Source organism: Paenibacillus sp. 05T425, assembly GCF_056396205.1.
Genome location: NZ_JBFTLA010000009.1, coordinates 30,695 through 54,392, shown reverse-complemented (window position 1 = coordinate 54,392; position 23,698 = coordinate 30,695). Strand labels below are relative to the sequence as shown.

Below are 23,698 nucleotides of genomic sequence, written 5' to 3'. Positions count from 1 at the left end.
AAGATGAATAGACCGCAGGCAATTGACGTTTCCCCTGCATGTTCGCGCCGTGAGGCTCATATACATGGAGCACCGCGGCTATTTATGTAAGCGCTTTATTACTTGTCCCATTTCATTGCGCTAAGCTGTATCGGAACAGAAAGGGGGCGACTTATGACGCTAAACGGCGCTTGGAGCTGGGAGCAGATTGCGACCGCCTCGAGATGGATTTTTTTTGCAGCGCTTGTCGTATTGGCGGTTGCGATGTTCGCTGTCGTCGTATTAAGGCGCGTAGGCTATATGAGGCTGGGCGTCCCGTACCATTTCATTCGTTACCGTCCGAGACGAGACAACGACAACAACAACAGCTTCTTTGCTCACGTATTTGGACATCGCAGGCTGCTGAGGGACTTGCGGAGCGGCTTGATGCATCTTGTTTATTTTTACGGCTTCATTTTGCTCCAATTCGGAGCTGTCGACCTCATTGCCAAAGGGCTGAGAGGCGGCGAACCGCTGCCGATCCCAGGGCAGGTGTACGGTCCATTCTCATGGATGCAGGAGCTGACGGTGTCGCTTGTTCTGCTCGCTGTTTTGTACGGAGCGTTCAGGCGGTATGGAGAGAAGCTTCCGCGGTTGAAGCGGGGCTGGAAGCCGTCGCTGGTCATGTGGTTCATCGGGTCGCTTATGCTGTCGATCCTGCTCTCCTTATCGTTCGAGAGGCTGGCGAGCGAGGGACACGTCGTGTCCGATGTTTATGCGCCTGTAAGTGAGCCGTTATCCATTGCGTTGCAATGGATGGGGATTCAGCCGCACAGCGCGATGGCGGATGTGGGGTTTGAGCTGTTTTGGTGGACGCATCTTCTAGTGCTGCTGGGCTTCCTTGTTTATGTGCCGCAGTCGAAGCATTTTCACCTGTTGACGGCACCTGTTAATTTGCTTTATCGGAGAGGAGATGCGCATGGACGGCTGACGCCGCTCAATCTGGAGGACGAGGAGGCGGAATCGTTCGGCTCGGGCAAAATCGAACATTTTACGCAAAAGCAGCTGCTCGATCTGTATGCCTGCGTCGAATGCGGAAGATGTACGAACGTATGCCCCGCTGCCAGCACCGGCAAGCTGCTTTCGCCGATGCATTTGATCGTAAAGCTAAGAGATCATTTGACCGAGAAGGGAGCGGCCATTACGTCCAAATCGCCTTGGATGCCTGCTGGGCTGTGGCAGTCTAGGGAAACGGCCGCTGCGGCTCATACGATGGGGGCGGTTCTCCCTTCCTGGGACGATGCTGCTCTGTCGGTTGGCGCGACGACGATTGAGCCGACGATGGCGGCACAGGAGCAGGCATGGGTGAAGCGCGACGGAGTGAAGCCGGAGGACGCGGCGTTGATCGGGGATGTAATGACCGAGGAGGAGTTGTGGGCTTGCACAACCTGCCGCAATTGCGAGGAGCAATGCCCGGTTGGCAACGAGCATGTCGACAAAATTATCGATATGCGCCGCTATCTTGTATTAATGGAAGGAAGCTTGCCGTCTGACGGTCAGCGAGCGCTGCAAAATATCGAGCGGCAGAGCAATCCATGGGGACTGCCTCGCGCCGAGCGCGCTGCTTGGATTGACGAATGCGAGCGAAAAACCGGCATTCGCGTGCCGACGATGCAGGAGCTGAAGCGGCAAGGTCATATGCCGGAAATGCTTTTATGGGCGGGCTCGATGGGGGCATACGATTCTCGCAGCAGGCGCGTGCTGTTCGATCTCGTAAGGCTGCTGCACGCTGCAAAAGTAGATTTCGCGACGCTTGGCGCGGAGGAACGTAACTCGGGCGATACGCCAAGAAGGATTGGCAATGAACTGCTGTTCCAAGAGCTGTGTCAAGGCAATATTGAGACGCTGGCCAAATACGGCATTAATCGAATCGTAACGGCGTGCCCGCATACGTATAACACGTTCAAAAACGAATATCCCGACTTTGGCTTAAGTCCAAATGTGAAGGTCGAGCATCATACGGAGCTGCTGGCGCAGCTAGTAGAGGAGGGAACGATTAAGCCCGTATACGAGCTTGATGAGACGATTACTTATCATGACTCCTGCTACCTCGGTCGTTATAACAATACGTATGAAGCGCCGAGAAATGTGCTGCGAGCCATACCGGGCGTCGCGTTAAAGGAGATGGAGCGTTCGCGCGCTAACGGAATGTGCTGCGGTGCCGGCGGCGGGATGATGTGGATGGAGGAACGCTCAGGCACTCGCGTCAACTATGCCCGCACCGCGCAGGCGCTGGCGGTGAAGCCTACCGTCATCAGTTCGGCTTGCCCGTATTGCTTGACGATGATGGAGGATGGGCTCAAGTCGCTGACGGACGACGATGACGGTGAAATTGTGCGAGCAAGGGACGTGGCGGAGCTGCTTGCGGAAAGTGTGTTCGGCGAATAAAGGACATTTGTTGAAAAGTGCGCTTCCGCGGAAAAAAGTGGGCTAGTTCGTCTATGGTTAGATGCTCGATGGACACTTGTTGATCGCTTGATTGTCGTTCCACGTTGCAGAAACTGCATCAGAACGGGTTGGAGGAGCGTGATTTAGTCGGCGTCGTTGCAGTTTTTGCAACTGACCTATGCGTTAAGTGCTGCATTCGAGCTGATATCGGAGAATCAGTTGCACTTTGTACAACGGAGTTAATCACTGGAGGCGATGGTAAGCCATTCTGTTGCATAATCTGCAACGGAACACGGAGCGAATGTGACCTGCTGCTAGTTACAACTTTCTGAAGCATGAGGGGAGGATTCATCTATGTCTACAAAAGGGCAAGGGCTGCCAAAAACCGCCGCATCCATCCGATCCGCGGCCGTTATCGGTTCAGGTGTAATGGGGGCAGGTATTGCTGCCCATCTGGCGAATGCGGGCATGCGCGTCATGCTGCTTGATGTCGTACCGCGGCAGCTGACAGCGGAGGAGGAGCGGCAGGGGTTTACGCTTGCCGATGCTAAGGTGCGCAGCCGATTGGCAGCTGCTGCCGTTGCCCGCATGGCGAAGGCGCAGCCGGCACAGCTCTACGATGCCGCTTGGGTGACACGGATCAAGCCGGGAAATCTGGAGGATGATCTGGCGGCGCTCGGAGATGCGGATTGGATCATTGAGGCCGTTGTCGAACGGCTTGACGTGAAGCGTGAAGTGCTTGCAGCCATTGCTTCGGTACGGAGGCCTGGCACTCTGGTGAGCACGAATACGTCCGGGTTGTCGGCTGGGGCAATGGTTGCGGGACTTAGCGAGGAGTTTCGCCGTCACTTCGCGGCGACGCACTTCTTCAATCCGCCGCGGTATATGAAGCTCGTTGAAATTGTGCCAACGGCAAGCACGGATGCCGGCGTAGTAGCGCTGCTTAAGGACATATGCGAGAAACGGCTGGGCAAAGGCGTCGTCATTGCGAAGGATACGCCTAATTTTATTGCCAATCGGATCGGCTCCTATGGCATGCTCGTCACGCTTGAGGATACACTCGCCTTTGAGCTGACGGTAGAGGAAGCTGATGCACTCACCGGACCGGCTATGGGGAGGCCGAAGACGGCGACGTTCCGCATGCTCGACCTCGTCGGACTCGATACGCTCCTCCATGTCGTCGACAATGTGAGGGAGCGGAGCGAGGATGCGGCGGAGCAAGCGGTCTTTGCACGGCCGCCGTTGCTGGAGAAGCTGGTTGCCGCAGGTCGGCTTGGCGAGAAGTCGGGAGCGGGCTTCTACCGCAAAGTGAAGGGGGCGGGAGGCAGCGTTATTGAATCGCTGAATCTTAGCACGATGGAGTATGGAGCACAGCGATCGGTGAGCTCTCCGATCATTGATGCGTCGAAGTCGGCCAAGGGGGCTGCGGCGAAGGTACGCGCGCTGCTGCGCACCAATCCGTCCGACCGTTACGCGAAGTTCGCGTGGTCAACGGTTAAGCGGACGTTGCTATACTCGGCGGCGCAGCTTCATGCGATCGCCGACTCCATTGCAGACGTGGATCGGGCGATGCGCTGGGGCTTCAACTGGGAGCTTGGGCCGTTCGAGTTATGGGATGCGATCGGACTGCGCGAGTCGGTAGCGCGCATGAAGGCGGAGGGGGATGACGTTCCTGCTTGGGTGACGGAGCTGCTGGAAGCCGGACATGAAAGCTTCTACAAGGAAGAGGACAATATTCGGTCATACGCAGCGGGTACATCCTATAAACTGGAAGAACGGGAATCGGATTCGATTTCCTTAACCGCGTTAAAAGCGTCCGGTCGAACGATTCTCGCTACGTCCGGCGCGAGCTTGATCGACCTTGGCGACGATATCGCTTGTCTAGAGTTCCATTCGCCGAACAATGCGATCGGCGGCGATATTTTGTCGGCGATCCGCCTGAGCGCGGCCGAGGTCGCCAGCAATTGGCGCGGCTTGGTCATAGCCAATGAAGGCCGCAACTTCTGTGTCGGCGCCAACCTCATGCTGCTGCTCATGGAGGCGCAGAACGGGGAGTGGGATGAGGTCGAGGATATCATCCGCTATTTCCAAAGCAGCATGCTGCAGATTAAGCGGCTTGATCGTCCTGTCGTCGCGGCTCCGCATCGGATGACGTTAGGCGGCGGGGTGGAGGCGTGCTTGCCTGCCGACCGGATTATTTACTCTCCGGAGACCTACTTCGGACTCGTCGAGACGGGGGTCGGCCTCATTCCCGCTGGCGGAGGCAGCAAGGAAGCGGCGGCGCTTGCAGCTTCGCGAACGGCAACCGGAGCAGATTTGCAGCCGCAATTGAACGCGTTGTTCGAGACGATTGCGCTGGCCAAAGCTTCATCGAGCGGCTTCGAGGTCGGCAAGCTCGGCTTCATGCGGCCGCAAGATACGGTCATCATGCGGCAGGATGCGCGTATCGCCGAAGCGAAGCGGGCGGTGTTGGAGCTTGACCGCGCCGGGTACGTCGCGCCAGCCGAGCAGAGCATACGGGTTGCCGGGCGGGAGGGCAAGGCGGTGCTCAAGGTAGGTGTGCAGGCAATGAGATTAAGCGGTCATATTAGTGAGCACGACGAGCTGATTGCCAGTAAGCTTGGCCATGTGCTGGCCGGAGGAGACGTTCGGGCAGACGCTGCGGTGAGCGAGCAATATTTGCTCGATTTGGAATGCGAGGCCTTCCTCAGCCTGTGCGGCGAGAGGAAGACGCAGGAGCGGATGAGCCATATGCTGCGAACAGGCAAGCCGCTTCGCAATTAAAGCAATTACGAATTGAAGGGGGAGGGAACGATGTCGGCTGATTCACCGTTGTTTGTCGATCATGACCGCGATGCGGTCATTGTGTCCGCTGTGCGCACGGCGGTCGGCAAGGCGAAGAAAGGCAGCCTTGCCGAGACGCGGGCCGAGGATATGGGCCGTGCGGTGCTGCAAGCGGCGCTGGCCCGTGCGCCTGGCGTAACGCCGGAGCAGATTGAAGATGTCATTATTGGCTGCGCAATGCCGGAAGGAGAGCAGGGACTTAACGTTGCCCGCGTTCTATCGCTGTATGCGGGGCTGCCGGTGACGACGCCTGCTGTCACCGTCAACCGCTTCTGCGCGTCCGGCTTGCAGGCTATCGCCTACGCGGCCGAGCGCATTCGGCTTGGCGAGGCGGATGCCATCGCCGCCGGCGGCGTCGAAACCATGAGCCATGTGCCGATGACCGGCTTCAAGCTCTCGCCGCATCCGGGCATTGTGGATTCGATGCCCGAGGTATACATGGGCATGGGCCACACCGCCGAGGAGGTGGCCCGCCGCTATGGCGTGACGCGCGAAGCGCAGGACGCATTCGCCGCGAACAGCCATGCGAAGGCCGCGGCAGCGATCGCGGCCGGCAAGTTCAAGGACGAGATCGTCCCGATCTTCGCGACGAGATCGGGCGTCAATGACGCGGGCCGGCCGTGGGAGAAGAGCTTCACCTTCGATACGGACGAAGGCGTCAGAGCAGAGACGACGGTCGCGACGCTCGCCCCGCTCAAGCCGTCCTTTGCCCGCGAAGGAACGGTCACCGCGGGCAATTCGTCGCAGATGAGCGACGGCGCTGCTGCTGTCATCGTCATGAGCCGCGCGCGCGCCGCCGAGCTTGGCCTTGCGCCGCTCGCAGCTTTCCGCGGCTACAGCGTTGCCGGCGTTGCGCCGGAGGTCATGGGCATCGGCCCGATCGAGGCCGTGCCGAAGGCGCTGGCGAAAGCGGGCATTACGCTCGAACAAGTCGATCTGTTCGAGCTGAACGAGGCTTTCGCCGCGCAATGCGTGCCGATCATCGAACAGCTCGGCATCGACCCAGAACGGGTCAACGTCAACGGCGGCGCCATTGCGCTCGGTCATCCGCTCGGCTGTACGKGAACGAAGCTGACCGTCTCGCTTATTCATGAGCTGCGAAGGCGCGGCGGAGGAATCGGCGTTGTAACGATGTGTGTTGGCGGCGGCATGGGTGCCGCTGGCGTGATTGAAGTGTATGGCGAAGTGGAATAAGGAAGAAAACGATTGAGGGGAGGCCATCGGCATGACGGAAACGATACGTTTCGGCGGCAGATTCGTCGTCGAAGATAGCACGCCGGAATCGGTCGTGACGCCCGAGGATTTTAATGAAGAACAGGTCATGATGGGAGACGCTGCCCGGCAGTTCATGGAGGCGGAGCTGTTGACACGCGATGCGGATATCGAAGCGCTGAACTACGAACTGACGGTAGAGCTCATGCGGAAAGCTGGCGAGCTTGGCTTGCTCGGAGCGGACATACCGGAAGCGTATGGCGGTCTCGGCCTCGACAAAGTAAGCACGACGCTGCTCGCCGAGACTTTGTCTCGCGCTTCGTCCTTTGCATTGTCGGTCGGCGCGCATACGGGCATCGGCACGCTGCCGATCGTGTTCTTCGGCACGGAGGCGCAGAAGCAGAAGTATCTTCCTAGTCTCGCTACGGGCGAACGGATCGCGGCGTATTGCTTGACCGAGCCGTCTTCCGGCTCGGACGCATTAGGCGCTAGGACGACGGCTCGGTTGTCGCAGGACGGCAAGCATTTCATCCTGAATGGCTCGAAGCTCTACATTACGAACGCCGGCTTCGCTGATTTGTTCATCGTATACGCGAAGGTAGATGGTGAATATTTTACGGCGTTTATCGTCGAGCGAGGGATGAAAGGCTTCAGCATCGGGCCGGAGGAACATAAGATGGGCATCAAAGGTTCCTCCACTTGCCCGCTGTTTTTCGAGGATGTGCCAGTGCCGGTTGAAAACGTGCTAGGCGAGATCGGCAAAGGCCACCGCATCGCGTTCAATATTTTGAACATCGGCCGCTTCAAGCTTGGCGCGGGCTGTCTAGGCGCTTCGAAAGAAACGATTGAGCTGGCGTCCAAATACGCGAATGAGCGCAAGCAGTTCGGCAAACCGATTTCTTCGTATCCGCTTATAGGCGCGAAGCTGGCGGACATGAACATTCGGACGTACGTGCTGGAGAGCATGGTGTACCGGACGGCGGGTTGGATTGACGGTATGCTGAGCGGGGCGTCGGCCGAGGAAGTTGCTGGAGAAGGCGCTGCTGACGCGGGCAGCCGGATTGCGGCAGCGATCAGCGAATATGCGTTGGAATGCTCGATCGTGAAGGTGTTCGCGTCGGAAGCGCTGGACTTCGTGGCGGATGAGGGCGTCCAAATTCATGGCGGCTACGGCTACATCAAGGAGTACAAGGTCGAGCGGATATACCGCGACTCGCGAATTAATCGTATTTTCGAAGGGACTAATGAAATTAACCGCATGCTCATACCAAGCACCCTGATGAAAAAAGCGCTCAAAGGCGAGCTTCCGCTCCTGCGCAAAGCGCGCGCCTTGCAAGCCGAGCTGACACAGCCAATGCCGCTGCCGACATTCGACGAGCCGCTCAGCAAGGAAACGTACCGCATCGCTCAAGGTAAAAAAGCTTTTCTCGCCGTTGGAGGGCTGGCTTTACAGAAGCTTGGCATTCGGCTTGAGGAGGAGCAGGAGATCTTGTGCTCGCTGGCCGATATGATGATCGAGCTGTTCGCGATGGAGAGTGCGATGCTTAGGACGAAGAAATTGAACACGGCGGGAGGCGCTGGCGTATCGGACAAATTCGAGCATGCAGCCGCAATGACGGAAGTGTTCGTGCAGGAATCAATGGAGAGGCTCGAGTCGATTGCGAAGCTTGCCCTTGCAGCAATGGAGCAGGGAGACGGACTGCAGATGCAACTATCGGTCTTGAAAAAACTGATGCGTGCGCCGCTTGCCGATACGATCGCGCTGAAGCGGGGAATAGCGGGACGCGTCATCCGAAGTGAGCACTATGTCGTATAAAGGGGGAGAGCGTCAATGGAACCGCTCGGACCGCAGGACCCGCTACTACCAAGTGAGCAGCCGACTGTCGATCAGGCAGATGCTGAATCCGTCCACTCCGCCGTATCCGAACCGCTTCCGCGTCCATGGCTGCGTCACTATCCCGAGGAAATACCTGCTTCGCTCGATTATCCGGACCAAAACATCGTCCAATTTCTCTTAAACGCCGTTAATCATTATCCGAATCATACAGCCGTTCATTTCATGGGCAAAACGATGACGTACCGTGAGCTGCATGCCGATGCCGTTAAGCTTGCGCAAGGTCTTGTAGGACTCGGCATCTCGCCGGGCGAACGCGTGGCGATTATGCTGGCCAATTGCCCGCAGGCGGTCGTCTCTTATTATGGAGTCCTGCTCGCAGGCTGCGTCGTCGTACAGACGAATCCGTTGTACGTGGAGCGGGAGCTCGAAAGCCAGCTTGCCGACAGCGGCGCTGTTGCGCTAATTGCGCTCGATCTGCTGGCGGGGCGTATTGCCCGCGTTCGCGGCGAGCAACCGGAGAACGGACCGCTGCCGCAGCTGCGGCATGTCATCATTACTTCGATTAAGGATGGCCTGCCTTTTCCGAAAAATCTGCTCTACCCGCTCAAGCAGCGCAAGGACGGCATTCGCATCCATATCGAGTACGGCAAGGATGGCGTCATTGCCTATCGCAAGCTGCTTAGCTCGGTGTCCTCTACTGTGCTGCTCCCCGAGCTGCCGAAGGGGGATGAGCTTGCCGCGCTTCAATATACAGGCGGCACGACGGGAACGCCGAAGGGCGTTATGTTGACGCACCGCAATCTGGTCGCCAATACGATGCAGACGTCGGCCTGGTGCTATAAGGCACAGGACGGCAAGGAGCGTTTTCTCGCGGCGCTTCCGCTCTTCCACGTATTCGGCCTGACCGTCCTTATGAATATGTCGGTCTTGCGAGCTGGCACGCTCGTGCTGCTGCCGCGCTTCGAGCCGGATACGGTGCTTCGGACGATCAAGGAGCAGCGTCCGACGATCTTTCCCGGCGCGCCGACGATGTACGTCGCCCTCATTCACCACAAGGATGCTCCGCGGACTGACCTCTCTTCCATCAATGTGTGCATCAGCGGCTCGGCCGCCTTGCCGCTTGAGGTGCAAGAGCAGTTCGAGGCGCTGACCGGCGGGCGCCTCATCGAAGGCTACGGTTTGACGGAAGCGTCGCCCGTCACCCATGCCAATCCGATCTGGGGGCTGCGCAAGATCGGAACAATCGGACTGCCTTTTCCCGATACGGAAGCATCGGTCATCAATCCGGCGACCGGCGCGCACCTGCCGGTCGGTTCGCTTGGCGAGCTGGTCATACGCGGACCGCAGGTTATGAAGGGCTATTGGAATCGCCCGGAAGAGACGGCGCAGACGCTGCGGGATGGCTGGCTGTATACGGGCGATTTGGCGACGATGGACGAAGAGGGCTATTTTACGATTATGGATCGCATTAAGGACGTCATTATCGCCGGCGGGTTCAACATCTATCCGCGCGAGGTGGAGGAGGTGCTGTTCGAGCATCCTGCAGTGAAGGAAGCATCGGTCGTCGGCGTGAAGGATGCGTACAGGGGGGAAACGGTTCGAGCGTATTTGGTTCTGAAGGAAGGCTGGAACATTTCGCCGATGCAGCTGGATCGCTGGTGCCGCGAACGGTTGGCCGCCTACAAAGTGCCGCATCAGTATATGTTCCGGGATAGTTTGCCGAAGACGATGGTTGGCAAAATATTGCGTCGCAGACTGTTGGAGGAGGAAGCGGAAGCGAAAGCGAAGGCAGAGGCAGAGGGAGAGGCAACCAAGAAGGAATGAAGGGGGAGCGTCATGGATGAGGATTGGTTCGTGCAGCAGGCAGGCGATGCCGGTCTCTTGACGCGGCTGGCCGCGCGTGCGCAGGCTACCTTCTGGGGCTTGCTTGGCTGCGAGGTTGTGCAAGCGGACGGCAAAAAAGCGACGATCTGTTTGGATGCGGGAGATCAGCATTTGAACTTGATCGGCATCGTTCATGGCGGCGTGCTGATGTCGTTAATGGACAATGCGATGGGACTTGTCGTTATGCTGGCTCATGCGAATGAACGAACGGTGACGGCGACGATGAACACGCATTTCCTATCGAGCAGCAAGGGCGGGCTATTGATATGCGAAGCGGAAATGCTACATCGTACGAAGCGGACACTGACGCTGCAAGGGCAGGTTAAGGATGAAGACGGCAAGCTGCTCGCTTGGGCAAGCGGTGCTTATCGACTCGTATAGGGGAATGACGATCATTTGCTTACCATTGTGGCATTCGTTATAATACCTAATATATGGAAGCGTAAACATTTGGGTATTCAATAATAATTTGGACCGTTTTATCCGATAAATAATATATAGGAGGGAGGCGGGATCATGGTTGAAGGTTGGGTAACGATGCTGGTGCTGGCGTTCGGGCTGGCAGTTGCTATCATTGGCGTTGTCGCCTATTTAAGAATGTTTCGTAAAGAAAAGTTCGCTTCGGCTGCCCAATCATCGGCTGAAATCCCACCTCCTGTCAAGATTTCGGCCCGTACGGCGGATACGGAGCTCGCTGCCGAGCCGATATCCGAACAAGCCGATCGCATAGATTAATAATTGTTCACTTTCATAATTGTTCCCAAAATGTTATAATAGTAAGAAAAGTTAAAACATTGTGACTCATTGGCCATGGAGTTACCTGCACCGAGGGGGGTCTTGCGGTGAATAAGCCGCATGCGTTCTCGTACATTGCTGTTTAGGACGACCATCCATCGTATAAGGGAGGAGATTTCATGGCGAAACATAGCCAGAATGAAGTCAAGGAAAGCCTGAAAGAACTCACGAGAATTTTTCAACCCAAGGACCCGCGGAAATTTGTGAAGGATTACATTCGAAAGTACCGGATCACAGGTGGCTACGAGGATGAATTGACGACATTGGTTGAAGACGAGTTAGGCAGAATGAACTCCTCGGTCAGTTGAGCACACGTACCCGAATATATAGCTTTGTCCGTTCCTGCTGGGAACGGGCAAGGCTTTTTTGTTGTTTGTCGTAATTTTCCACCACTCCACCTTCCCCGGTCACTCAACCGTCTAACCCCACTCTGTAAGATCATATATGAGCTTACTACTCCTCAACTTGCCCCGCTATTTGTCGCATCCTCATAACCTTTGGAGGATGCGGGAAATGTTCACGAATAGACGTCATGGGGGAGCGATTCAACGAATATCGTTTACATATACACGCGCTTACATGCTTCGTTTCGTTTTTATAAACTTTAAGGAGGCACAGTCATGTCACTGGAGTTGAAGTCCAAGGAGCATATTCGAGGCATTCGGAAAGCGGGGCGCATCGTCGCCGCATGCCACAAGGCGATTGCAGGGCGTATTGCGCCAGGCGTGACGACGCAGGAGATTGATCGGTTCGTTGAACGGTTCATGCTGGATCGTGGGGCGACGCCTGCGCAGAAAGGTTATAAAGGATATCCGTTTGCCACTTGCGCCTCCGTTAATGATGTGGTGTGCCATGGTTTTCCCGATAGCGTTCCGCTTGAGGCAGGAGATATTGTGACCATCGATATGGTTGCCGATGTAGACGGCTGGAAGGCCGATTCAGCGTGGACTTACGCCCTTGGGCGAACAACAGTTGCTGCCGACAAGCTGCTTAAGGCGGCGAAGCTGTCTCTGATGGACGGTATTCAGCAGGCTCTACCTGGCAAACGTCTCGGAGACGTCGGTTACGCCGTTCAGTCCAGGGCACAGCGCGAGGGCTTTCAGGTTGTTACATCATTCGTCGGACACGGTATCGGCAGACATATCCATGAGTACCCGACCGTCGAGCATCGCGGCGTACCGGGTACAGGTGTGATGCTGGAGGAGGGGATGGTCATTACGATCGAACCGATCTTAACGGCGGGGCGCGACGATGTGTACATTGCGCAAGACGGTTGGACGGCACGCACAAGGGACGGAGCGTGGTCAGCACAATTCGAGCATACGGTGGCCATAACGAAAGAAGGACCAGTCGTACTGACGCGTTGGGAATAAATGACTAATCAAACCCAGTTGCGCCTCACGAGCCTTGACGCAGACCCGCCTTACGCCAGATCCCCCTCCGTCACACCTTATCTCGTCTAAGAGGTAACTCTTCTCCCTCGTCTAATGGACATTTTCGACGATTAGAGCAGTTTTTTTCGGGGGTTCGCGATTTAACGGACATTTTCGGCTACTAGCTGGCGAAATCGGAACAATACAGCTCCAATTACCCCGCTGACTGCTTTAAATGTCCGTTACGTTTCGCAAACCTCAAAATGGAGCCGCTAACGGTCGAAAATGTCCGTTACTTACACGGCATTCTCGTCGTTTACATCAATCGTGCGTCAAACGCGCTAGCTGGCGAGGGAAGATAGGAAGGAGCTGGAGGAATAGTAGCTAGAGGTTAGAGGTAGGAGGCGGCTGTTGGATATAAAGCGGTAGCTTCTGGCGATTTTGAGGATTTGCTACCGAGAAAAGGCGGGTACAACCCGGATAGATAGCCACATGCGAGTGTAACAACTCCATGTGGCTTTCTTTTTTACATTGAAGTTATCGGAGATTATCGTTATAGCTGCTACGACATGAAACACCTGTGCCAAGCGAGCCGAAAAAATGAGAAATCATAACTATAATAATATCCGTTGGTGATTACGATAACTTGAGTATGACACCAACCGGAGGCTCAACATAATATGAAAAGAAGATCTAAGCATAATCGCAGCGGTATATTTACGTTCTTGCTGGCATTTGTCGCCACAGTCATCTTTGCCCCAATCGGTAAAATTGAGGGGGAAGGAAATATGCTTAAGACAGGTAACTATTTTCATAGCCCTGCTCCGAACGGAGGGAACTCTCCCGACTGGAATGGGTCCGGGGTTATATCCGCGGCGGACGGCGTCTTGTTCGACGGAACCCCGGCTTACGCTGGCTGGATGGGTAGCGCAACCTCGCATTCAACCGTAAATGTAGTTATTGATTTGTTGAAGGACTACCCTTTGAGCCAGATTCGTATCGTGTTGAATTCACCCAACAAATATTGGGGATTTAAGGACATTACCGTAAAGTACCGTCCCGAGTCGGCGACCGGGTATTACATTGCAACCAGACACGTTAGAACGGGAACCGACTTGAACTATTCGGTCACCGTCCCGATGTCGAACGTGACGGCCAGGTTCATCGTGCTGAACATTAGGCGTACCCAAGCTTATCAACATATTCCGCTGACGGAAGTCGAGATTTATAGAGGTTCGGGCGTTGAGGGGCAAAATCCGGCTCCTGCTCTTATTCAGGAGGGATTGCAAGCCGAACTGAAGAAAGAGGCCCTGCTGGCGGACAGGTTCGGTCAATGGATGAATGAAGCCTGGCCGGGAAAGGTCGCAACCGAAACGCAGTTGCGGACGGAATATGCCAATGAGGCCGCTGACTTGGCGAATATTTCTCTGGATACCACGAAATATGATCAATATGGTGGCCTTAAAAGCTTAGGAAAGCAAGCAAGCACCGGATACTTCAGGCTTCAGGCCATCAACGGAAAATGGTGGTTTATTACGCCGGACGGATATCCCTTTATTGTTAAAGGAGTGGATGCAACAAGTTTGTGGGAGGCCGGGTATAAGACGCCGATCCTGAAACCGGACGGCACCCTCAAGCAGATTTTCGAGCAATTGCCCGATCGTACCGCCTACGCACCTGCCTACACCAAAGATGCGGGCGGCGAATACGTCAGTTTCGTCGTCGCCAATGTCATGAAAAAATACGGAAGCGACTTTGAGTCGAAATGGGAGGATATCACGAAGAAGCGTTTGATCCAGTGGGGGTTTAACACGTTCAGCAAGTGGACCAAACCGAAAAACGTGACGTTCCCGTTCATTCAATCGCTGCAGGACCCCTCGAATTTGAGAAGGATCCTATGGACGTACGACGTATTTGATCCGCAGAGCGGACCCATCATCGAGAACGCGCTGAAGGCGCAGCTTCAAAATGCGAGAAACAGCAAATGGTTGATCGGCTATACCTACGATAACGAAGCGGGCTGGACTACCGATATCGTAAAAGAGGTTCTGTCCTACTCATCGTCCTCTCCGGCGAAAAGCGCATTCGTTGATTTACTTGCGCAAAGATACAATGGCAGCTTAACCTTGGTAAATCAGAAGCTGGGCACGAACGCTGCATCATTCGACGCTTTAAAGGATATCCCGGTCGATATCGCCAAAGTTCCCGCGGCCGACGTATCGGAATATATCAGGCTGGCGTCCAGAACGTACCATTCCATGATCAAAGACATTATTAAAAAATACGATCCGAACCATCTGTTCCTAGGCACGTCCATCGTTCCTACTTGGCGTACCAGCCTGGAATGGGATCATGCGGCCATGGATTATGTAGACGCCTTTTCCGTTGACAGTTATTCAAGAGACGGAAGCTGGATTACCAGATATGAAGGTTACGGTAAGCCCCTATTGAATCTGGAGCATACTTTCGGCTCGTCCGAACGCGGACTTTCCTATTTCAGCTTGGCTACGATGACAACAAGCATAAGGGAAAGAGGATTGGCATACCAAGCTTTTACGGAAAGCCAGGCTGCGCATCCATTGTTTGTCGGCTCGGGCTGGTATTCCTACTATGACCAGCCGGTTACCGGGCGTACGGACGGAGAAAGCTACAACGTGGGCCTAGTCAATCAGCAGGATCAGCCGTATACGGAAATGGTCAACATCATGAGGACGACGCATGCCGGATTGGAAAATGTTCACCTTAAGGGGTTAAGCTCTCCTTGAGAGGAGAGAACAGGAATTTTCATCATTGAGGTTAGAACTAAGCAATTGAAAGATGAAGAAAGCCCTGTGAACATTACGTTCACAGGGCTTTCTTCATGCTGCACAAAAGTGAGTGAACAGCCGTTTTGTATTGCACAAAGCTGCTATTGTGCAGAAATGTCAGATTCGTTCACTGTCCAAAACTGTGAAATGTTCAGCAGTGAAGCGGATTTTCACTATGTAGAACATTGTCGGTCAACTATAGTAGGTCTCAGGGCCAAGGCGTCGACAAGATGCACAGTCAGCGCCACATAAGCACGTAAGGTGAACACGCAGTTGAACACGCAAGTACAGTCACAAGCTTCAGAACCAGTAGGAGGGAGTTAACAAGCATGTTAAAGAAAAAAGGAGTTTTGCGGGAGCTATACACGAACCGGATATTGTTTCTTATGTTATTGCCGGTGTTATTGTACTTTCTCATCAATAACTATCTACCAATGATCGGGATCTACTACGCGTTCGTACAATTCGACTTCAATACGAGCCTTTTCCAAATGGAATTCGTCGGGCTGAAAAACTTCGAGTTTCTATGGAAATCAGGCAAGCTAACCGAGCTTACGCTCAATACGGTCGGATACAACGTCGCTTTCATCTTATTAGTAAACTTTTTATCGATAACGGTTGCGGTACTGCTTAGCGAGGTCAAAGGGAAATGGTTCAAGAAGATTACGCAATCCGCACTGTTCCTTCCTTACTTCGTATCTTTCGTTATTCTAAGCGTTATCGTATTCAACTTGTTCAACTACGAGCAAGGGGTTATTAACACGGTGCTCCAGCAGTTTGGAGCAGAGCCGGTAGACGTATACAGCAAACCGAAGCTGTGGATTTTCTTGATTATCATGTTCTTCTTATGGAAGAACTTCGGTTATAGCATGGTTATCTACTTGGCTTCCATTACGGGAATTAGCGAAGAATATTATGAAGCCGCGAAGATCGACGGAGCGAACATCTTCCAACGCGCTTGGCATATTACCGTTCCAATGCTGAAGAACACGTTCGCGATTCTGCTGCTGTTCTCGCTAGGAAGCATCATGAAAGGTCAATTCGACCTCTTCTACCAAATGGTCGGCAACAACGGCCTGCTGTTCAGCACGACGGATATTCTGGATACCTATGTATACCGCTCCTTGCGTGTAACGTTCGATATGGGGATGGCGACAGCTGCCGGCGTGTACCAATCGATCTTCGGATTCACGCTCATTATGGTCGTTAACACCATCATCCGTAAAATCAACAAAGATTACGCACTGTTCTAGGAGGGAGCTTATATGAAAATTAGAGAAGATAGCGCCACAAAGTGGTTTCGGTTAATCGCCTATACAGTCGTTCTAGTGGGCAGCATCTTATGCATACTGCCGTTCATCCTAATTCTGTCGGCATCTCTTTCAAGCAATGCATCTATTCTGCAAAATGGTTACACGATCTTCCCGTCGGAATTCTCGCTCGAGGGCTATAAAGTCATCTTCCAGGTGCCGGACGAGCTGTTCCGAGCTTACGGCGTAACGACCTTCGTAACGATCGTAGGTACGGTGCTTGGCTTGCTGCTTATGACAATGGCGGGTTATGTCCTACAGCGCAAAGATTTCAAATACCGCAACCTGTTCTCGTTCCTGATCTACTTCACGACATTGTTCGGCGGCGGACTTGTTCCTTATTATATGTTGATCACCAACTACTTGGATTTCGCGAATACGATGTACGCGCTCATTTGGCCGTCGTTAATGACGCCGTTCCTTATCATCCTAATGAGGAGCTTCATCAGCTCCGCCGTACCGGATGAGGTTGTGGAATCAGCCAAGATCGATGGGGCGAATGACTTCTTGATCTATTACCGGATCGTATTGCCGCTCGCAATTCCCGGACTGGCAACTGTAGGCTTGTTTCTAGCGCTTCACTATTGGAACGACTGGTTCTCGTCGGCGATGTACATTAACGACGCAACGAAATACCAGCTCCAATTCTACTTATATAACATCATTAATACTTCCGCATTCCTGAGCAACATTGGAGCGGGCGCAGGCATCGTGTTGTCGGAGGGCGTTCCAACCGAATCGATGAAGATGGGCATGGCCATCGTCGTTACAGGACCGATCCTACTGCTGTATCCATTCATTCAGCGTTATTTTGTCAAAGGCTTAACGATTGGCGCGGTCAAAGGTTAGAACCGTTGTTTGKGCAACCAGATTTCGGCTAACATAGATATTACACATTCAAAGGGAGGATTCACATGTTAGGAAAAACAAAAAAAGCGGCAGGTATTATGCTTTCATCTGTATTGCTCCTATCTACAATGGCCGCTTGCAGCAGCAATGGCGACGGCAACAACAAGAGTAACGACACTGGCAATACAGGAACGAACAATACGGCGGCAACAGACGCACCGGCAGACGGCGGCGAAAAAGCGGGCATCGACACTTCCAAGAAGGTAGAACTGCAGTTCTACATGCTCGGCAACGCGCCTAAGGACTTGCCTAAGGTCGAAGCAGAGATTAATAAAATGGCACTTGAAGATTTGAACGCGACGGTTAAATTCAACTTCACGACTTGGACGGACTGGGATCAAAAGTACAAGCTGCTCCTCTCCACGGGTCAAGACGTTGACTTGATCTTCACAGCGGACTGGACGCAATATCAGCAGTACGCGAAAAAAGGCGCATTCCTGGATATTGAACCGTTGCTTCCAACAGCAGCTCCAACGCTTAACTCCTTCGTGCCGAAGGATATGTGGGATGCCGTTCGTATCGATGGCAAAATCTTCACCGTTCCTGCAACGTACAAAGAGTATGTAACGAACGGCTTCGTATGGCGTGAGGATCTGCGTAAGAAATACGATCTGCCGACTCCTATAGATATGGCTACATTCGAAGCATACTTGGATGGCATTAAGCAAAATGAGCCTTCGATTCAACCGGTAACGATTGGCGGAGCAATTGATCAAGCTTTGTCCGATGCCTATCTGGATTTCCAACGCAAAATTGTTGGAGCATTGCCTTACGGCGTATTCGCTACTTACCAAAAACCGAGCGAAGTCACTTCGTACTGGGGCTCGCCTGAGCACCTGGAAGACCTGAAACGTTTCAAAAGCTGGGCAGACAAAGGTTACTTCTCCAAAAACGAGCTGAACGAAAAAGAAACGTCCCAAGATAAGCTGAAAAACGGAACGGCTGCCGCTATGCTAGGCGATAACCCGACTCGTTACAACAGCACGCAAGAACAAATGAAGTCGCTTCACCCGGATTGGGAGCTGGGCTACACGCCTTACGGCCGTACGAATGGCTATGCAACGCCGGTTCACCCGATCCACAACGGTTTCGCTATTCCGAAGAGCAGCGACAACGCAGAGCGCGCGCTTGCATTCTACGAGAAGCTTGTAACGGACAAACGTTATAACCTGCTTGCGCAATACGGCTTCGAAGGCGTGAACTACACGGTAGAAGACGGTCACTACAAAATGGTTGGCGACGCGAACACGAACGGCTTCCCTCGTGAAGGCATGCAAGGCTGGGCATGGCGTAATCCGGAATTCATGCTGTTCGAGCCAAGCTATGACGGCGTGAAAAAGATTTTTGACGAGTTGGACGCTATTCAAGTACCAGACATCTACACGGGCTTTGCAGAAGACTACACGGAATATCAAGCAGAGAGATCGGCGCTTGAGCAAGTAGAGAAACAATATCTGTTCCCATTGATGGCTGGACAAGTGGCAGACGTGGAAGCAGGATTGAACACATTCATGGAGAAAGCGAAGCAAGCTGGACTTGAGAAAATTCAAGAGGGCTACAAGAAACAATGGCTGGCGTATCTCACTGAAGCAGGTATTCAATAATAGCATTTAACTAAGAATAAGGGCTGTCCCATAAGGTTATGAACCTAGGGGCAGCTCTTATTCTATATGTGAACAACAGCGAAATAACGCGCCGTTGCGCTTTTTACAATGTACGAGATTTGTTCATCTGGGCAAAATGAGATTAGTTCATGCTTACTCGGATTGTTCACTGTCATTGTTTATATGGTTATGGTAGCAATATAGATGTAACGAATCGCTTGCAAGAATAAGGGAGGAAGGAGTTCTGTTACAATTGAAGACGCTTACATAAGTCTTCGGCTAGTGATGCTTAGTCAGTTACAAACCAAGAGGAGATGATTTGTTGTGAGTAAGATGTTCAAATTATTGCTGACTCTCGCTTTTGCTGCTAGTATCTTTAACTTTGGCGCATCCTCCACTGAGGCTGCCGCCCAAACGATCACGAACGGAACGCCGTGGAAGGACACGAGCGGCGCTTCGCTGCAGGCGCATGCCGGTTCGATTCTTCAGGTCGGATCTACGTATTATTGGTATGGCGAGGACAAGATCCATAACAGTGCCAATCTTAAGGCAGTGTCGATCTATTCCTCGACCGACCTGAAGAATTGGACGTTCCAAAGCAATGCTCTCACGACGACGTCCGCCCCGGAGCTTGCCAGCTCCAAGATCGAGCGTCCTAAAGTCATCTATAACGCTACGACGGGCAAATACGTCCTGTGGGGACATTACGAGAACGGAACGGACTATTCCCTTGCGCGGGTAGCCGTTGCGTCGTCCTCCTCACCGACTGGACCGTTCACTTACCATGGCAGCTTCCAGCCGAACGGCATGCAGTCCCGAGACATGACACTCTTCAAGGATACGGACGGTACGGCGTACCTCATCTCCTCCTCCGACAACAACTACAATCTCAGAATATACAAGCTGACGTCCGATTACTTAGCCATTGATTCCGAGATGAACATGATTTACGAAGGCGACCACCGGGAAGCTCCGGCAATCGTGAAGAAAGGCTCCATCTATTATTTGATTACTTCAGGCGCTTCGGGTTGGTATCCGAACCAAGCGAAATATTCGACAGCCACTAGTTTGAACGGACCTTGGTCGGCGCTGCAGCCGATCGGCAACTCGTCCACTTTCTATACGCAGGCTTCCTTCATCTTGACGGTGCAGGGCAGCAGCGCGACGAACTATATCTATGTAGGTGACCGCTGGAACTCTGGCGCTTTGGGCGATTCCAGATATGTATGGCTTCCTTTGACGTTAAGCGGTACGACAGCGTCGATGGATTACTACGAGAAAGTCAGCATAGATGCCGCTACGGGAGCCGTATCCGGCGTATCGAACGGCACGCTCATCTCCCAAGGCAAGACGGCAACGGCTCAGTCCGCATTAGGGACCAATCCGGCAAGCTACGCGAATGACGGCAATTACCAGACGGAATGGGTCGCGACAAGCGTAACATGGCCGAATTGGTGGCAGGTAGACCTTGGAGCGAACTATACGATCAAAACGGTTGATCTCTCCTGGTGGATGATGAACGGCTCCGAAGGCTTCTACCAATACAAGATCGAGACGAGTCTCGACAATATGAATTGGACGGTAGCGCTGGATCGTACGAGCAATACGACTTACGGGTTTACTTCGGACTCGCTCTATGCAACGGCGCGGTATGTACGGGTTAATATGGTGAATGCCGATCTGTGGAATAACCCTGGCAACTGGTATACGCCAAGACTTTGGGAAGCCAAGATCTATGGAACGCCAGCGACTACAGCGGTGACGACGAGATGGACGTCGCATAACTTCCCGACGAGATATATTTCCAATGACGCTGGTAACGCTAAGATTGTAGAAAATCCGACGCTTGCGAATTCCGAGTGGATCATGGTTCCCGGCTTGGCAGACCCGTCGGGCGTTTCGTTCCAATTGAAAAGCAATCCTGGCATTTTCTTGAGACACTACAACTACGTGCTCGTTGCACAGACGAACACGGGAGGTGCATTCGCTGCCGACGCTACGTTCTATAAAGTGGCTGGGCTTGCGGACAGCAGTAAGTTTTCGTTCCAATCCTACAACTATCCTACCCGGTATATTAGGCATTCCAGCTATAACCTAAGAATTGACCCAATCTCGACGGCTACCGAGAAGAGCGACGCTACGTTTAGCCAGCAATAATCGTTAGATGTACAAATGAAATGCGGCAGCCTCGCGGATGTATTCCGACTTGGCTGCCGCATTTTTTACGGGCACAGTCGATTCCTATTTCTTCTTAGGGTGAGCATTACGGAATTCGGACGGCGTGACGCCGTATATTTTCTTGAACATGCGATGGAAGTACGAGCTGCTCGTATAGCCGGTCTTCTCGGCGATGTCGGATACGGAGCATTCCGTCGTTGTTAGCAGTTCCTTGGCTTTCTCCATACGGACATGATTAATCATGTCGACGATGGTGGTGAGCGTCTGCTGACGATAGACGCGGCTGATGTGATAGGAAGACATGTTCAGCTCGTCCGCGACGTAGTTCAAGCTAAGGTTCGGATCAGTGAAATGGGTTTCAATAAGATGCGTAATCTTCCGTATGAGATCCTCTTGCTTGCCGCTGCGTTTCTCGACGAGCTTGGATTTCATTAAGTCGAAAAACGTGAAGTACGCTTCCGTCATTTCTTCCAGTGTTTCGAAGTCATCGATCTTCGGCACGGCGAGCTCCGCGTTAAAGCCTAGCTGCAGCGAGCCGTTTCGCTCGATTTCCTTAAGCATGTTGCCTAGCGCGACGGTCATATGCGTAGCCGCCGAATGGACGACGCGGATCGGATACGGCGCGGTCTCGCCGATGATTTCCGTGAACATCGATTTGGCCTCGTCGGTCTTGCCTGCGATCAGCGCATCGATCATACGTTTCTCCTTGCCTACCGGGAAGGAGTAATCGACGCCCTCAGAGAATTGAAGCGACTCTGTCTCGATCACCGCGCTTCTGCCTTGGAAGAAGCGGTGGAAGGAGGCTTCTTTGGCTTGCTTATACATGGCATGAAGTTGGTGCGGGTCGTCTGTAATAGGCGTTACTGCAACAGAGATGCCGATATGAATGTACTCGAGGCACGCTGCCTGCACTTCACTGAGCATTGCACGAAGCGGCTCTGATTCCGCTAACGCTGGATCTACTACATTGAGCAGCATAAGGATACTGTCATCCTCTAGCTCGATAGAATCGACGCGGAAGTTCTTGGAGCAGACTTCAGTCGCGATATTCATGATCGCAAATTTGTAAGTGAGCATATCTTTGGAATTATATTTCTTCAATTTCTCGAACTGATCGATGCGCAGATAAATGAGCAGATAAGGCTTTGTGAAATCGAATGAGATATCTGCCCGTCGCAGCTTGTCCAGCTGCACCTGCGGATCGAACTCTTGAATCTGAACAAGCTTGTGCAGAATGTTCTGGCGTATCGTATAGCTGCTGTTTCTTCGTTCGGACTCGAGATCCGCCATGCGGCTCTCGATCTTGTTAATCGGCACGTACAAATAGCGGGAGAGCAGCCAGGAAAGGAACAGGCCCGCGAGCAGTACGGAGGAGGCGATAAGCAGCGTTGTAACCCTCACCGACTTCATTTCCTTGACGATCTCTCCGTATGGAGAAATGCGGACGTAGTGCCAGTCGTATTGCGGAGAAGAGGTGCGTGAGATTAACGATTTGACGCCTTCGAACGAGGCGATCGTGTACCCGTTATTCGGCTCCTCTTGCGCTGCTTGTATAAGCTCGAAGTCTTGCTCGCTTAGCTGCAAAGGCTTAAGATCGCCCACGGAACGCACGATATTCCGGTCATCCAATAGCAGCGTGCGTGCAGAGCCGTCAGTCGTTTTTCTCGCCAGCTCGCCAGTGATCCAAGAAGCCGAGATGTTGACGACTACGGCGGAATTCATTTGTTTGTTGGAGCTGATGGCATCGTAGCAGAGATACGTGTATACACCTATATCCTCCTCATTCGATTTGACTGCCTTGATAATCCTTGGAATCGGCGTGAACGGCTTATACTCCTGATAGTGGTCGAGAATGTCCATAATGCCTGCATCATTGACTTCGCTTTGTTCAAGAATACCGCTCTGACCGGTTTGCGCTGATATATAGAAGAGATCCTCAGTCGGATTATATACATATATAGACTGGATATAAGGCATGGTGGCTAAGTAGTTGCTGATATCGATCATGACGGCCTGCTCGTCAAAAGCGCTCGGATTTTGATAATAGAGCACTTTGGCAATCGCGCTGTTCCGATAAATTTGGAAAGCAACCGATTGTGCGCTTTCTGTCGTTTTGGCTACGGCTTGTCCAGTCTCCCTTAGATTACTGAGATCCGACTCATACGCTTTATCCTGAAGGATGCGGGTGAATGAAAAGTAATACACGGACGAGCTGATCAGCAGCACCATTACGATGCTGAGGGTAATACCGAGCAGTAGTCTGACGTATAGTTTGCCGTTTCTTCTGATCCTGTTCAAACGCAATGAATACTCCCCCTTAATCTCTATAATGTTTCATTGCTGCGTGTGTACATTTCTGCTCAATTATAGCTTGTGCACAGTGTATACGGTAGTAGAGCGTTCCCTACTTTATGCATAAATTCCACTTTCGGCAGTGAACAAAGTTGCTTTATGTGAACATTTCTGTGAAAAGAGCCGCGCTGTGCGGGTGTTTGTCGAATAATGAACGATGCACACAACCGTTCACATGAAAACCGCA

General features: G+C 53.0%; 15 protein-coding genes. 14 read left to right on the top strand and 1 reads right to left on the bottom strand.

What is annotated here, in order from left to right:
* Positions 1–153: 153 nt before the first annotated feature.
* The 14 genes from AC1DF0_RS20795 (at position 154) to AC1DF0_RS20730 (ending at position 21,138) form a co-directional block, all read left to right on the top strand.
* Complete coding sequence (locus AC1DF0_RS20795; RefSeq protein WP_477575170.1) at positions 154–2,406, top strand: heterodisulfide reductase-related iron-sulfur binding cluster; 2,253 nt, start codon at positions 154–156, stop codon at positions 2,404–2,406.
* A gap of 354 nt (positions 2,407–2,760) precedes the next feature.
* Entirely contained in the window at positions 2,761–5,190 is a 2,430-nt protein-coding gene (locus AC1DF0_RS20790; protein WP_477575169.1) for a 3-hydroxyacyl-CoA dehydrogenase/enoyl-CoA hydratase family protein, read from the top strand.
* Between the two features lie 30 nt (positions 5,191–5,220).
* Positions 5,221–6,444, top strand: coding sequence for an acetyl-CoA C-acyltransferase (locus tag AC1DF0_RS20785; RefSeq protein ID WP_477575168.1), 1,224 nt, complete (start codon positions 5,221–5,223; stop codon positions 6,442–6,444).
* 31 nt (positions 6,445–6,475) lie between these two features.
* Positions 6,476–8,278: an acyl-CoA dehydrogenase family protein gene (locus AC1DF0_RS20780; RefSeq protein WP_477575167.1), complete on the top strand. Its 1,803-nt coding sequence runs from the start codon at positions 6,476–6,478 to the stop codon at positions 8,276–8,278.
* A 15-nt stretch (positions 8,279–8,293) separates the two neighbouring features.
* Positions 8,294–10,123 (top strand): long-chain-fatty-acid--CoA ligase, encoded by a 1,830-nt coding sequence (locus AC1DF0_RS20775; protein WP_477575166.1) that lies wholly within the window; start codon positions 8,294–8,296, stop codon positions 10,121–10,123.
* Between the two features lie 12 nt (positions 10,124–10,135).
* Complete coding sequence (locus AC1DF0_RS20770; protein WP_442048162.1) at positions 10,136–10,564, top strand: PaaI family thioesterase; 429 nt, start codon at positions 10,136–10,138, stop codon at positions 10,562–10,564.
* A 135-nt stretch (positions 10,565–10,699) separates the two neighbouring features.
* Entirely contained in the window at positions 10,700–10,918 is a 219-nt protein-coding gene (locus tag AC1DF0_RS20765) for a hypothetical protein (protein ID WP_477575165.1), read from the top strand.
* 179 nt (positions 10,919–11,097) lie between these two features.
* Complete coding sequence (locus tag AC1DF0_RS20760) at positions 11,098–11,286, top strand: hypothetical protein (protein ID WP_307206031.1); 189 nt, start codon at positions 11,098–11,100, stop codon at positions 11,284–11,286.
* Between the two features lie 312 nt (positions 11,287–11,598).
* Positions 11,599–12,351, top strand: a complete 753-nt coding sequence (gene map, locus AC1DF0_RS20755) for a type I methionyl aminopeptidase (RefSeq protein WP_477575164.1) — start codon at positions 11,599–11,601, stop codon at positions 12,349–12,351.
* A gap of 680 nt (positions 12,352–13,031) precedes the next feature.
* Complete coding sequence (locus AC1DF0_RS20750; protein WP_477575163.1) at positions 13,032–15,116, top strand: hypothetical protein; 2,085 nt, start codon at positions 13,032–13,034, stop codon at positions 15,114–15,116.
* A 371-nt stretch (positions 15,117–15,487) separates the two neighbouring features.
* Positions 15,488–16,411, top strand: coding sequence for an ABC transporter permease (locus AC1DF0_RS20745; protein WP_442048166.1), 924 nt, complete (start codon positions 15,488–15,490; stop codon positions 16,409–16,411).
* Positions 16,412–16,423: 12 nt separating this feature from the next.
* The gene (locus tag AC1DF0_RS20740; RefSeq protein WP_475822165.1) at positions 16,424–17,317 is read left to right on the top strand and encodes an ABC transporter permease subunit; all 894 of its coding nucleotides are present in this window, start codon (positions 16,424–16,426) and stop codon (positions 17,315–17,317) included.
* Positions 17,318–17,382: 65 nt separating this feature from the next.
* On the top strand, positions 17,383–18,981 hold the full coding sequence (locus AC1DF0_RS20735) for an extracellular solute-binding protein (RefSeq protein WP_477575162.1): 1,599 nt from the start codon (positions 17,383–17,385) through the stop codon (positions 18,979–18,981).
* A 333-nt stretch (positions 18,982–19,314) separates the two neighbouring features.
* On the top strand, positions 19,315–21,138 hold the full coding sequence (locus AC1DF0_RS20730) for an AbfB domain-containing protein (RefSeq protein ID WP_477575314.1): 1,824 nt from the start codon (positions 19,315–19,317) through the stop codon (positions 21,136–21,138).
* Between the two features lie 84 nt (positions 21,139–21,222).
* Here AC1DF0_RS20730 and AC1DF0_RS20725 read toward each other — a convergent pair whose 3' ends face one another.
* The gene (locus tag AC1DF0_RS20725) at positions 21,223–23,463 is read right to left on the bottom strand and encodes a helix-turn-helix transcriptional regulator (RefSeq protein ID WP_477575161.1); all 2,241 of its coding nucleotides are present in this window, start codon (positions 23,461–23,463) and stop codon (positions 21,223–21,225) included.
* Positions 23,464–23,698 lie beyond the last annotated feature (235 nt).

Excerpts from the sequence above, each read along its gene's own strand:
- AC1DF0_RS20730 (WP_477575314.1), top strand. The coding sequence starts at position 19,315 with ATGTTCAAATTATTGCTGACTCTCGCTTTTGCTGCTAGTATCTTTAAC.
- AC1DF0_RS20780 (WP_477575167.1), top strand. The coding sequence starts at position 6,476 with ATGACGGAAACGATACGTTTCGGCGGCAGATTCGTCGTCGAAGATAGC.
- AC1DF0_RS20795 (WP_477575170.1), top strand. The coding sequence starts at position 154 with ATGACGCTAAACGGCGCTTGGAGCTGGGAGCAGATTGCGACCGCCTCG.
- AC1DF0_RS20790 (WP_477575169.1), top strand. The coding sequence starts at position 2,761 with ATGTCTACAAAAGGGCAAGGGCTGCCAAAAACCGCCGCATCCATCCGA.
- map (WP_477575164.1), top strand. The coding sequence starts at position 11,599 with ATGTCACTGGAGTTGAAGTCCAAGGAGCATATTCGAGGCATTCGGAAA.
- AC1DF0_RS20750 (WP_477575163.1), top strand. The coding sequence starts at position 13,032 with ATGAAAAGAAGATCTAAGCATAATCGCAGCGGTATATTTACGTTCTTG.
- AC1DF0_RS20735 (WP_477575162.1), top strand. The coding sequence starts at position 17,383 with ATGTTAGGAAAAACAAAAAAAGCGGCAGGTATTATGCTTTCATCTGTA.
- AC1DF0_RS20760 (WP_307206031.1), top strand. The coding sequence starts at position 11,098 with ATGGCGAAACATAGCCAGAATGAAGTCAAGGAAAGCCTGAAAGAACTC.
- AC1DF0_RS20740 (WP_475822165.1), top strand. The coding sequence starts at position 16,424 with ATGAAAATTAGAGAAGATAGCGCCACAAAGTGGTTTCGGTTAATCGCC.
- AC1DF0_RS20745 (WP_442048166.1), top strand. The coding sequence starts at position 15,488 with ATGTTAAAGAAAAAAGGAGTTTTGCGGGAGCTATACACGAACCGGATA.
- AC1DF0_RS20770 (WP_442048162.1), top strand. The coding sequence starts at position 10,136 with ATGGATGAGGATTGGTTCGTGCAGCAGGCAGGCGATGCCGGTCTCTTG.
- AC1DF0_RS20775 (WP_477575166.1), top strand. The coding sequence starts at position 8,294 with ATGGAACCGCTCGGACCGCAGGACCCGCTACTACCAAGTGAGCAGCCG.
- AC1DF0_RS20765 (WP_477575165.1), top strand. The coding sequence starts at position 10,700 with ATGGTTGAAGGTTGGGTAACGATGCTGGTGCTGGCGTTCGGGCTGGCA.